At 43.9% G+C, this 14,169-nt stretch carries 6 protein-coding genes; all 6 read right to left on the reverse strand.

Going from position 1 to position 14,169, the window contains the following annotated elements:
* Window positions 1–44: 44 nt before the first annotated feature.
* Entirely contained in the window at window positions 45–4,259 is a 4,215-nt protein-coding gene (locus AC0YN6_RS19975) for a LamG-like jellyroll fold domain-containing protein (RefSeq protein ID WP_475748963.1), read from the reverse strand.
* Window positions 4,260–4,997: 738 nt separating this feature from the next.
* Window positions 4,998–6,149: an S-layer homology domain-containing protein gene (locus AC0YN6_RS19980; RefSeq protein ID WP_475748964.1), complete on the reverse strand. Its 1,152-nt coding sequence runs from the start codon at window positions 6,147–6,149 to the stop codon at window positions 4,998–5,000.
* A gap of 120 nt (window positions 6,150–6,269) precedes the next feature.
* Complete coding sequence (locus AC0YN6_RS19985; protein ID WP_475748965.1) at window positions 6,270–10,964, reverse strand: DUF7402 domain-containing protein; 4,695 nt, start codon at window positions 10,962–10,964, stop codon at window positions 6,270–6,272.
* Between the two features lie 181 nt (window positions 10,965–11,145).
* Window positions 11,146–12,207: a HupE/UreJ family protein gene (locus AC0YN6_RS19990; protein ID WP_475748966.1), complete on the reverse strand. Its 1,062-nt coding sequence runs from the start codon at window positions 12,205–12,207 to the stop codon at window positions 11,146–11,148.
* A gap of 24 nt (window positions 12,208–12,231) precedes the next feature.
* Entirely contained in the window at window positions 12,232–13,140 is a 909-nt protein-coding gene (locus tag AC0YN6_RS19995) for a TIGR03943 family putative permease subunit (protein WP_475748967.1), read from the reverse strand.
* Entirely contained in the window at window positions 13,137–14,129 is a 993-nt protein-coding gene (locus AC0YN6_RS20000) for a permease (RefSeq protein ID WP_475748968.1), read from the reverse strand. Before AC0YN6_RS20000 ends, AC0YN6_RS19995 begins: the two co-directional genes overlap by 4 nt.
* Window positions 14,130–14,169: the final 40 nt, after the last annotated feature.

Consider the following 14,169-nt stretch of genomic DNA (forward strand, 5'->3'; position numbering starts at 1 on the left):
ACACCTTTTTTCAAAGTGTCCAGTCTATGGGGACCAGTGTTTGTTTACTGCAAGATTGCTTTAGCTATGATTGCAAGGTCTACAATATCCACCTTGCCGTCTTTATTTACATCCGATTTCGCATTCCAGCCCGCCTGATCTTGTTGTTTGCCGTAAACCGCTGCAACAATAGCCATGTCTCCAATAGAAATTTTTCCATCCCCATTGACATCGGCATTGATTTTCTTGGTGTCAAACACTTGAATGGCCGCTTCCAATGCAGCTTTCGCGCTATCCACCTGCTGCTGAGTGGTATTCGGATCGTTTGCTGTCTCGCTTGCCGCATCGATGGCTGACTGCAATGCCGCTTTGGATCCATTCACGTACTGGCCGTGCCCATTGCCTTCCTCTGCTTCATCGTACTTAGCCTGAGCGCTTGTGATTAAAGCATTCAAGAGTGATTTATCCACAGGTATACTAATTTGTACTTCATGGGAGGCTCCGCCGACCTGCAGCTCATTCCCCTCAGCATTGGCAATCACAACATTGTCGACAGTAATTGTCACTGCCTCCGCTGCAGATTTGGCTGTAAATTTGAAATTCAGTAAATCGCCTTCGGCAAGTACCCCTTGGTTTTCATCCACGCTGGCAGCAATTATCCGAATTTGACCTGGTGCTGTCTCCATTTGGTCAATGACTTGGAATCCATCTTTCAGCGATGTAACCGAATCGAATTGCAAATTCGCTGGATCATAGTGCAATGTCAAATCTTGGGCGTACACCGACTGGTATACACTTTGTGTTACGCCGGTCAATCCCATCTTAAGATTGAAGATTTCACCAGCGTTCACCTGCTGTACACCTGTTAATGTAGTGGCAGGTGGTCGCTGAATGTCATAATCAATAAATATATGGTAGTCACTTAGCACATCGTTGTACAGCTTGACTTCATCGGCTATACCTTTAAACCATCCAAATCCGCCTCCGCTGTTAGAACCAAGCCAATACCTTGTTCCTCCTGTCCACATCGTGCCTATACTTGCAGGCGTACCCTCGGATTGACCGTTGACATACAGCTTCATCTGTCCATTATTGATTGCTGACAGCGTAATATGGTACCATGTTCCAGCCTGAACAGTGGTTGTACCGGTCACAGTTTTTACCGCTCCATCATACAAGTAGGCCTCAAACTTACCGCTCGAATTAATTCGCAATTGATGTGAAAATGATGCAGATGCACCAGCAGAATCCGTTCTTACCCATATATTCTGCGCCGTTGCCGCCTCTGGTTTTACCCATAAGGAAACCGTATATGCTGTCGGGTCTACAGCATCAGGTATATTAACGAAGGAGTTGGTGCCATTGAAGGAAAGAGCGTTGCCCGCTTGACCTGCTGCCCACGCAGCTCCTCCGTTCAATGTACCCGTTTTACTATTGCCTGATGAATCGGTGGTGACTGTACCGGAGCCTTCATCGAACTTCCAGTGAGCTGCTAGTTCAGCAGGCTTTGCAGTTACGCTCATGCTTATTGTCAATGGGACGCTGTCCGGGTTAATTACTCCAATAGGCAGAGTTACCTCTCCTGTTACCGTGAAGGTCTGTCCCGTCATGGCAGTTGGATCGTAGTTTGCACTATTTAAATCCCAATTCACGCTGGCATCCCTATTCCCCCCAGAGGTTACTAGGGATAATTTTGCGGGCAATAAAAGATCCGCCGCTGTCTTGGCCGTTCCGATGTCCACTGTTACCGGTGCAGGTACTGTGATGCTGGTTAATTTTTGGTCAGGCTGCTCTATCAACTCAAGTGAACGAAAGACAAATTTTCCCGAATTAACTCTCAACCTTATCGTATGGGGACCTTCGGTTAAAGCTACGTAATCTGAAGCTATTCTATTAGGTTCCCAGGCACCGGTACTCGGCAAAAGTGTTGTCTTCTGAAGAACATCATCAACAATAAAATCAATTCCAGCATTACCACTGTCATATCTACCATATAAGTAATTTGCAGTGTAAGCTCCTGTTTTCTTTACATTCACTGAGTAGTCCATCCAAACGCCTGGCGTTAGATAATTTAAATCCAGTCCTCCAGTAACTAGTACCTGGTCATGCTTTGCTATATAGTTTGGAGCTGCTATCTTTCCAGGTACTGATACTGTACCGGTCTTTAAAGAATATATATCTACAGTAAAAGTAGCAGTCCTCCCACCCGCAGTAACCGTTAACGTCTGACCCGTTACTGGAGCTGAGTTATTAAAGCCTGTTACATTGTCTGCATTTACGTTCACATTCCCTGTAGAACCGTCGCTGTAGGTGCCAACAACGGTCAAGCCGCTGACTTTAAAACTCTCACCTATCGCATAACTCCGCTGTGTTGGCAGTTTTGTAATTGTGATGCTTTCTAACTTAGGGGCAGAGGTTTCGTTGGCAATCGCCTTGATCTGTTCGTTAGACAAAGCTTGATTGTAAACCCTAACCGAATCTATACGACCATTGAAGCCCTGATTGCCCCTGCTGTCTGCACCAATAAACGTTCCCGTTGTAGGTGTGGCAGGCGTTGTTGTATTATTGGTTACCGGCGCGCTGCTGCCATTGATATGAAGTTCCCAGGTGCCGCTTCTTCTTACCGCCGTAATATTGGTCCATTGTCCCGCTGTCAAAGCAGTCTGCGATCCTAGGATCGTCTGACCGTTGACCGCTATGGACACCTTATCGCCTTGGTCATGATCCAGCACGATGGAATATCCATTGGTAAGCCCATCGCCATTGGACAAGATCTGCTGAGAGCCTGAAGTGGCGCCATTCCATTTCACCCATGATGTCAGGGTGACATCGTCATTTTTTGTCGTTACAAGACCTGCACTTGCATAATTACCGTCAGACCCGTCGAGGCTGAGTGAAGCTGAGCCTTCCATTTTATTGGTCGTATCAAAGGCAGCACTTCCATGCAATGTTGCATTGAACCCATTAGGGATACTGTCGTCGCCATTGCTGTTGAATCCCCACATCGTGCTGTAATGGGCGGGCTCGATAATTTGCAATTTATCCAGGTTCACTTCAGTTGCGTTGCTCTCTCTTTTTAAGGCTATCTTGTTATATGAACCCGGCTTCAGTTCAATAGCTACATCCAAATCCTTATAGGTACCCGTTCCTCCGGTAGCCGGAGCGCTAATCGTCTGTACCTTAGTTCCATTTACATATACGCCCATCGAAGCGTTGGCAGCAGCAGCATAATTTACTTTCAATACTTTTTCGCCGCCTGATGCGCCTCCGTCAACTCTGAGCATCTCTAGATAGGCTCTTCCATCCTTCATATTGACAACCTTGCCGCCAGACCCATTTGCATCATCGGCTTTGGTTGCGTACGAGAATGAACCATCTTCGGCTTCGTATACGCCGCTTGTATTCGGTTGTAATTGTATCGTTCCATTCCAAATCGTTGTTTTGTTATTGAAGTCTCTGCCGCTTATTTGCACCCTGTCGCTATAAACATCAAAGATTATACCCTGATTGTTGCTCACAATAGCGCCATCTCTTACGGCTGAGAATTCCTCGCTGTATAAATTACCTTCGATCTTAATATCGTCATGAAGATGTCCTGTTACAAAAACACTTTGGGGGTATTTCTTCAGAACTTCCTTCAATTTATATGTCTGCGGAGTACTTCCATAATTATCAGAAAATGATTTAGATACAGTTTGGTATATTGGCTGATGCATGAATAGAAAAATTGGCTTGCTTGGGTCGGCATTTGAAGCAAGCGTGCTATCCAACCAACTTAACGTCTCGTCAGATAATTCTTGCGGTTTGTAATCAGGACCTAAAAAAATGAAATGATAACCATTGATCCACTGATCGTAGGATAAACTCGGCGCTCCTGTCTTCTCTATAAATCGGTTCTTGGATATATTGAAATCATTTTCGTAGTCATACTCGTGGTTGCCAATTACATAATATGCAGGAGCATGAGGTTTTGAATTCATCATATTCATGACAGCGTCATATTCGCCCACTGTTTGATGATTGGTCAGATCTCCGACTACAGCAATTGCTTCGACATTGTTAGCAACAGAGTCATCCAACGCCTTGGATAGATTTGCTGTATTGACATGAATGTCAGATATGGACATGAACCTGAGAAGAGGACCGCTCTCAGGGTCCGACCCCGCAGCCAAGCTTGGTTCTTGAAAAAGCACAGTGCCAAGACCAATGCTGCCTAGCAGGATTGCAACGATTAAACTTAGCGATAGAAATGACTTTCTTAACCATTTAAGAAAAAACATACTCTTAACCTCCCGTTTAATTTGTACCATCTAATGATGAATCAAGAAACGAATGGACGATCGTCTCTGCGAGCCAAGTCCAGTTCATCGTATATAATGTCACTGGTATATTCAACGGCTCTTATATTAAAGAATTTTGAAGAACATTATCCGTTTCATATCAGTAATATAAAAAATCTCATTACAATCTTTGAATCAACCAAAAAAGGAGGCATTTGGGTCCAGTCTATGGGGACCAGTCTGCTGTTAGCTAGCTTCAGGATCGAGTTTCAATGTTTAAATTGCACTAAAATAACCGCAACCCAGACGAGATTGCTTTCTTGTCGAGGTTGTGGTTTTATGTTCCATAGAAGTTTGTGAATTACATGTTTTTAGCAATGTCCTAATCCCGAACAATAACTTGATCAAACCTTGATTTCAAAACACCCGGAACCTCATATAGTAAATAAAAGGTACCGTCAACTTCTCCTCGAAGCGAAGCGGGAAAAGATAAATACTCAGCTTTTGACAGGATTGGAAGTACAGAAATATCACTGGACAGTCCACATTTAGTCTTCAAACTAAAAGCTGACAGTATATTGTTTTCTATAAGAACAACCCGTTCATGATTTCTATCGTATAAGCAATATTTCAAAGGATTGGCCCTCCTTTTTCCTCGTTGTTTCTTTATGGTCGCTCCGCTTGATAGTAAGCAGACCTGTGCGAATTTCACAGATCTGCCTAATAATGAAGAAAGGATTATTTCAAGTTGTCCAAGAGTGTTTTTACGTCAGAGCCAAGGTTCAATGCGTTCAGCACGATCGTAAGCGCCTCTGCGCGTGTGGAGTTGCCCTTCGGATCAAATAAGCCATTGCCCTTGCCGCTGATGATGCCCGCTTTTGCCGCATCCTTGATTTGATTCACTGCATAAGAGCTTGCGCTTGCTATATCAGCAAAGTTGCCTTTGGAAGCATCTTTGTCCACTTTAGTTAAGTCCACAATACGAGATAGAATTATAACCATTTCTTCACGGTTAATCGTTTTGTTCGGCTTGAACGTCCCGTCATTATATCCGGTAATCACTCCTGCACTAGCAAGCTTCTTAATGGCGTCTTTAGCCCAGTGGCTGTTAATATCGTTCAGAACTACCGACTGATTGCCGCCACCGTTGATATCGAATACACGAGAAATGATCGCTGCAAATTCGGCGCGTGTAATGCTTCCGTTCGGATGGAACGTTCCATCCCCATACCCTTCGATAAAGTTCAGTTTCACGAACGTACCGATGTTTTTTTCGCCCCAATGACCTTTAATGTCAGCCATTTTAACCTTTATACCAGATTTATTAGCTTCCGCTACTTTGGACGAGATTGTATTAAGCAATTTTGTTACATTAACAATGTCGATCTTGAATACATCGCTTGCAAGTTTTGTAGCTTTTATATTCACCGATGCTTCGCTTTTGCTTGAAACTTCAGTAGTCGCGAGCCGCGAATTTACCATTTTCACGCTGTCCAGTACAATATCGGCCTTACCCTGACTAGCCGCACGAAATGTCAGCGTAGCCAATGTTACATCCCCGTTCTGGCCCGCAGCATTGCCTATTTGCGTATGCGCGATTTGAATCTTATTTCCGTTCACAATAGGGTCCACGGCAAATCCGCTGCCTTTGGTAACACCCTTCACAAACTCCAACCGGCTGGTATCATAGGTTAAATTGAGTTCATATGCGTACAAGTCGCTTAATTTCTTTCCGCTCACCGTCACTTGGAAGTCATCGCCTGCGGATATGTTCTTATCCGAGATGGACAACGAAAAGCTAGGGCCCGAGCTTGCCTGAGTAACGGCTTGGGGAAGTACGAGTACTGTCAAAAGCAACGCCAGACTAAATGCAAGTAGTTTTTTTATCATTGGACAATTCGCCCTTTCTGTACTCGTCATAAGTAAGGAGGGGAGAACAAGGTCTCCCCTCCCATTTCAATTACCAGCACAACCTAAATTTCGCTAAAACAAGCATAATTGCGGGTTTGTTTACTGCAAGATTGCTTTAGCTGTGATTGCAAGGTCTACAATATCCACCTTGCCGTCTTTATTTACATCCGCTTTCGCATTCCAGCCCGCCTGATCTTGTTGTGTGCCGTATGCTCCTGCAACAATAGCCAAGTCGCCAATAGAAATTTTTCCATCCCCATTGACATCCGCATTGATTTTCTTGGTGTCAAACACTTGAATGGCCGCTTCCAATGCAGCTTTCGCGCTATCCACCTGCTGCTGAGTGGCATTCGGATCATTTGCTGTCGCGCTTGCCGCATCGATGGCTGACTGCAATTGCGCTTTGGATCCATTCACGTACTGGCCGTGCCCATTTCCTTCCACTGCTGCATCGTACTTAGCCTGAGCGCTTGTGATCAAAGCATTCAAGAGTGATTTATCCACAGGTATACTAATTTGTACTTCATGGGAGGCTCCGCCGACCTGCAGCTCATTCCCCTCAGCATTGGCGATCTCAACATTGTCGACAGTAATTGTCGTTGCCTCCGCTGCAGATTTGGCTGTAAATTTGAAAGTCATCATATCGCCTTCGGCAAGTACCCCTTGGTTTGCTTCCACGCTGGCAGCAATAATCCGAATTTGACCCGGTGCTGTCTCCATTTGGTCAATGACTTGGAATCCATCTTTCAGCGATGTAACCGAATCGAATTGCAAATTCGCTGGATCATAGTGCAGCGTCAGATCTTGGGCATACATACGCTCGTATACACTTTCTGTTACGCCGGTCAACCCCATCTTTACATCAAATGTTTGACCAGCGTTCACCTGCTGTGAACCAGTCAAAGTAGCCTGAGGCTGCTGCTCCATTTGACCACTGATCGTAATCGTCGCAGCACCTTTTACGCCGCTGCCGTCTGTCGCTGTCGCTACTACAATCACTGATCCATCTTTTATCGCTGTAAGTAATCCATTCTCATCAATCGTCGCTTTATCCGTTGCCGAGATTCCATCGGCATCGAAGACGCTCCAAGTTACGGTATTGTTTGCGGTCTCGGGCAGAACGTCAGCCTGCATTTGCAGTGTGCCATTCTTGGTTGAGATTTCATTCGCACCGTTTGCGCCACTTACAGAAATGGATGTAACAGGAGGTACGGCAGGACCTCCATATACTTGAATTTCAGACAACCCATTATTACGAGCTCCTGTGTTTCCAGTTGCCTGAAACTGGACCCAAGTGACTGTTTTATCCGGGAATGTAACCACCTTGGCGGCACCGGACGTATCTATACCTGTTACATTAACACTGCTGCCATCGCTGAATGATAAAGTGCCGGCATTCACGTTATCGGTAGTATTTGGTCGGTCGTAAAGGACTACTTTATTAATAGTATACGGGGTGTTCCATGTCAGCTTTATCCATGGATTCGCTGTACCCTTTGATGCCCATTCGCGACCAGCAGCGCCGATTGTCCCATCAATTGCAAATTTTGCGGCAAAATCAGCATTATATTCGCTGGATGCAGTTGCAGTTGCAAGATTTGCTATGCTTTGGCCTTGAATAGTAATTGTAGCGGTATCTTGTATGCTGTCGTCTTCGGTGGATGTCGCAATTACCTTCACGGTTCCATTGTTCTTTGCCGTCAGCAGTCCGCTCGCATTAATCGTCGCTTTATTCGTGGCCGTGACTCCATCGGCCTCGAAGACACCCCATGTCACACTTCTGAAAGTTGCATCCACAGGCAGAACTTCAGCCTGCATTTGCAGTGTCCCGCTCTGGCTTGTGATCTCATTCACACCGTCTGCGCCACTTACATTGATCGATGTTACAGGCGTTCCAGCCCCGCTGAAGTATACTTGAAATTCGGACAACCCGTTATTAGCTCCCGCGCCTCCAGTTGCCTGGAACTTAACCCAGGTCACTGTTTTTTCCGGGAATGTGACCTCCTTGCCATAACCGAGCTGATAACCGAGCTGATCCATTTCCGTAACATCAATACTGCTGCCATCGCTGAAAGTTAAAGTACCAGCATTCACGTTAGCGCTAGCATTCTTTCGGTCGAACAGGATGACTTTATCAATCGGTTGGCTGTTGTCCCATGTCAGCTGTATCCATGGTTTCTGTTCAGACGATACCCATTCACCGCTACCATCCGTTTCGATTACCCCGTCAACGGCAAATTTCGGGTCAGAATTTGCGTTTAAATAGGTGGATGCAGTTACACTTGCAGTAGGTGCTATGTTTCTGTAGCTTTGACTTGTGTCTAGCACTTCAAAGTTATAAATGCCATATTTTTTGCCCTTTACTTGCAATCTTATCGTATGGATGCCTTCGGTTAAAGCTACACTATTAGATGAGGAGAATACATTGGTAGCAATTGTTTTCTGCAAAACACCATCAACAATAAAATCAGCTTGATCAGCAGCATTAGCAGATAAATTTATTTGGTAAATTCCTGTTTTTTGTACATCCACTGAGTATTCCGTCCATGTGTTAGCTGGATGATGAAGAGCTTGTCCAAAAATTGCATAATATACATCGTCATGCTTCGCTACATTGTTTATGACTTCGACCACTCCAGGCACAGGTACTGTACCTACCTTTACACTGTATACATCTATAGTATAAGTATCCGTCTTCCCACCCACATTAACCGTTAACGTCTTACCTGTTTGCACACCAGCATAACTAGTATTAAAACCGAGGACGTTGTTTCCAGTTATGGTCTCATTCTTTGTAGAACCATCACTGTAGGTGCCTACAACGGTCATACCGGTAATATCAATTCTAGAATTTACCGGAAACCTCCGTATGTCTGGCAGCTTTGTTATTTTGATACTTACCAATTTAGGGGCAGAGGTTTCATTGGCAATCGCCTTGATCTGATCGGTAGACAAAGCTTGATTGTAGAACCTAACCGAATCGATAAGACCGTTAAAGCCCTGCTTGCCGCTGCTGTCTGCACCTATGAACGTTCCCGTTGTAGGAGTATCAGGCGCTGATGTATTATTCGTTATCGGTGCGTTGATGCCATTAATCGTAAGTTCCCAGGTGCCGCTTCTTCTTACCGCCGTAATATTGGTCCATTGTCCTGGCGTCAAAGCAGTCTGCGATCCTAGGATCGTCTGGCCGTTGACCGCTATGGACACCTTATCGCCTTGGGTATGATCCAATGCGATGGAATAGCCGTTGGAAAGACCGTCGCCATTCGTCAAAATCTGCTGAGAGCCTGAAGTAGCACCATCCCACTTCACCCATGAAGTGAGGGTTACATCGTCAGTTTGGGTTGATACAAGGTCAGCACTTGCATAATTACCGTCAGCACCGTCGAAGCTGAGTGAAGCTGATCCTTCCATTTTATTGGCCGTGTCAAAGGCAGCACTTCCATGCAATGTTGCATTGAACCCATTCGGGATACTGTCGTCACCATTGCTGTTGAATCCCCACATCGTGCTGTAATTGACGGGTTCGAGAATTTGTAATTTATCCAGGTTCACTTCTACTGCGTTGTTTTCTCTCTTTAAGGCGATCTTGTTATAACCCGGATTCAGTTCAATAGCTACATCCAAATCCTTATAGGTACTCGTTCCTCCGGTAGACGGAGCACTAATCGTCTGTACCTTATATCCATTTACATAAACCCCCATCGAAGCGTTGGCAGCTGCGGCATAACTTACTTTCAATACTTTTTCGCCGCCAGATGCGCCTCCGTCAACTCTGAGCATCTCTAGATAGGCTCGACCATCCTTCATATTGACAACCTTGCCGCCAGACCCATTTGCATCATCGGCTTTGGTTGCGTAAGTGAATGAACCATCTTCGGCTTCGTATATGCCGGTTGTATTCGGTTGTAATTGTATCGTTCCATTCCAAATCGTTGATTTGGTATTGAAGTCTCTGCCGCTTATTTGCACTCTGTCGCTATACACATCAAAGATTAAACCTTGATTGTTGTTCACAATAGCTCCATCTCTTACTGCAGAGAATTTCTCACTAAATAAATTACCTTCGATCTTAATATCGTCATGAATATGCCCTGTTACAAACACACTTTGAGGATAATTCGCCAAAATGTCAGTTACTTGATGATTCGAATCTGGTAGAAGCCCAAGATAGTTATTAGATGGATAGGTTTGTGATGCAGTTCTATCTAATGGTTGATGCATGAACACAAAAATCGGCTTGCTAGGGTCGGCATTTTCAGCAATCGCGTTTTCAAACCAACTAATCGTCTCGTCAGTCCAGCCTGCATATCTAATATCAGCACTTAAAAAAATGAAATGATAGCCATTGATCCACTTATCGTAGTTTATATCTGGTGCTCCCGTTTTCTCTACGAATTTGCTTTGGGTTGCTTTGAAATCATCCTGAGGGTGGTAATCATACTCGTGATTGCCCATTGTATAATAGACTGGAGCATGAGGTTTTGATTTCATCATATTCATGACGGCGTCATACTCGCTGTCTGTATGGTGATTGGTTAGATCTCCGGCTACAGTTATTGCTTCGACATTGTTAGCAACAGAGTCATCCAACGCCTTGGATAGATTTGCTGTATTGACATGAATGTCAGATATGGACATGAACCTAAGAAGAGGACCGCTCTCAGGGTCCGCCCCCGCAGCCAAGCTTGGTTCTTGAAAAAGCACAGTACCAAGACCAATGCTGCCTAGCAGGATTGCAACGATTAAACTTAACGATAGATATGACTTTCTTAACCATTTCAGAAAAAACATACTCTTAACCTCCAGTTTAATATGTAGCATCTAATGATGAATAAAGAAACGAATGGACGATCGTCTCTGCGAGCCAAGTCCAGCTCATCGTATATAATGTCACTGGTATGTTCAACGGCTCTTCTATTAAAAAAATTTGAAGACCATTATCCGTTTCATATCAGTAATATAAAAAATCTCATTACAATCTTTGAATAAACCAAATAAATGCCACCACAAAAATAATGCACGACGTTGAAAGTATTATTTTACGATAAAACTTGAATTTTCTCAGCCAAATGAGGAGGGGCAGCAACAGACATAGGACCATTAGCTGTCCCACTTCCACACCTAAATTAAACGTCAGGAGAGCACTAATCAAATTGTGCTTTGGAAGACCCGTTTCAGCTAAAGCCCCAGCGAAGCCCATGCCGTGAATCAGGCCAAATACAAATGTCAATATCCAGCGCCATTTGGCCTTTTGAACAAACATATTTTCTACTGCCATATAACAAATTGTCAGGGCAATCGCGGCTTCGAGCCAAGGCCAGTTTACTTGGAGCCTTCCCGAGGCTACAAGAAATAGGGTTATGCTATGAGAGATTGTAAAAGCAGTAATAATTTGAATGGCATCTTTAAAGCGAGTTGCGATTAATACCAAGCAAAGCAAAAAGAGCAAATGATCAAAACCAATCAAAATGTGTTCGATGCCAAGCTTAAAGTATTCCCACAAAACAGCGCTAGTCTTAGGCTGAGGAAGGTTGATCAGAAAATCTCGTTTCGTATTATCCATAATATCATTCTGTAAATTTTCCCCTGAATGGACTAAAAGTACATTCATATGGTCAGGCGCAGCGTCATCAAACACCAGATTATAATGAAGATTAAATTTTTCAATCTCTTCATCTCCGGTAAACGTCAGTTGAAACACCACGCCTCTTGTGACTTTTCTTTCCACATTAACTGAAAGCAATTCCATCTTTAAGGGCTTTGAATCTATATCTATACGAAGGCCTTTCTGTAAATACGATTCGAGACTCTCTCTTTGCAATGCCAATTCCTCGTTCTCCAATTGTTTATCACCGTTGGAATCGAACAGTTGCATTAATTCTGATTCACTAATAAAAAGTTCATAGGCAATCTCGTTTCCTTCAACGTATAACTCCGAGTATCCCGCATTTGAAATATGCGCAGATGCAGTTGTGCTAGCGCCTAAGCCTAACAAGATGATTAATAAAGACAGGAATAAACGCAAATTTTTCACTTGATTACCTCTTTTTTATTAATTTTAGTCAAGATCATTAAGGGGATCGTAATTCGCATTAAGATACGGTGAATCCGGGACTTCGATTTCCTCGATTTGGTCAGCCTTTATCTTGAAGATCTCATTGCCATTGTAACTGCCGCTTTGAATGGTTCCTGTGACCTTGACCCAAGTATCTGTTGGATAATTTTGAGCTGCTGGGAATTCGATCATCGCCCCGTATGGCATGGCATCTGCGGAACAGCAATTGATGACAAAACGTCCAACGATAAACTCATTGCTTGTCATATTTTCTTCACGATAAACAAAGCCGCTGATTTCGATTTTTTTACCTATGAAATGATGTTTGAACAAATCAATCGTCGATATAATTTCTTTATAAAGAGACTGTTTGACAACGATCGGATCTTTTTTATAAAGACTCCTTCCTATTTTGGAATATACCTCCTCCCACTCATCGTTGAACATCTGTTCGATCTCCGCATCGGTTACTTCCGTCCCTGCTTTTGGGGTTGTTATTTCTGATGCGCTGCGCTGCAGTGGTTCTTGCTTCACTGTTGAAAGACTCATCCCTTTCGCCGAAGCCATAGCGCTTCCTAGAGCAGTATCCGGAAGGCCAAAGCCAAGAAGCAAAGGTAAGATCAGTAATAAGTAAGACAGGGAGATAGGAAAGGAAGATCGCGAAGCTTGAGGTTCGCATTCGCATTCGCAGTCTACTCGTTTCCCCCTGTAAACGCTGAAAACCAAATAACCCTGAAAACAGGCAATGACATATAAGGCAACAGCGACACCTTTGACGAAGATCATCATGCGTGCAGCAATGTAATATTGTAGTGCGTCGGTTTTAGTCAAATATACGATATAAGAGGAAAAGCCAAGCAGTATAAGCATACGAATAATATAATGCAAGCTCAGCATGCGATTGTTATTCATAACAAAACCTCCCAAAGCATGGATCCCGCCAGTACGGTAACAACAATAAGTATCGATAGTACGAGCACAAATTTTGATTTAAATACAGAGAGCAGCATCAGTGTACTTTTAATATCGAGCATTGGACCGAGCACGAGGAACGTCAGCAGAGACCCTGATGTGAATGTCGTACCAAAGGACGACGCCACAAAAGCATCCGATGTTGAGCATATCGACATGATGTAAGCGAGGCCCCCCATAAATAAATGCGAGCTAACCGGTCCTTGTCCGATAGCGACAAGACTTTCCCTATGCATAAAGATTTGGATGATTGCGGTAAGAAGGGAACCGAAGACAATATACTTGCCCATTACAAAAAATTCATCCGATGCATGGACGAAAAAAGTGGTTAATTTGTTGTTATGATGCTGATGTCCTTCGTGGGATGAAACATGTAAGTGATTGCTACGAAGAGGATTTGTTCTCACGAACCGGTATATCAGCAAGCCGATAACGGAGGCGACTAAAAAAGCAAGCCCCATTCGCGAGTAAACCATAGCAGGAGAACTACGAAAAGCAAAATAAGTGGCGGAGAACACAACAGGATTAATAATGGGTCCTGTAAGAATAAAAACTACAGCGATATATACGGGCATTCCTTTCATCATTAGTCTTCTGACCACAGGAATCATGCCGCATTCGCATACAGGGAAAAGAATGCCCAATAAACAGGCATATATAATACCCAATAATGGATTGGAAGGAATCAAGCGCCGGATCGTCTGTTCAGAAACAAAACTTTGCAGCGCAGCAGACAGAAATACACCGATCAAAATAAAAGGAATAGCCTCCAATATAATGCTGATGAAAATGGTTTTGAAGGATTGTACCTGTTCGGAAGTCATAAAGAATTGCAACGGAGCGCCTTGGTTTAAAACAACGAAAATAGTGAGGAGAAACAAGACCGCAGTAGCTGCGTGAATACTGACTCGAGTATACGTGGATAGCATAATTACAAGCTCCCTTCAAATGAATAAAATGGAGTGACCA

The organism is Paenibacillus sp. J22P15 (assembly GCF_056269345.1).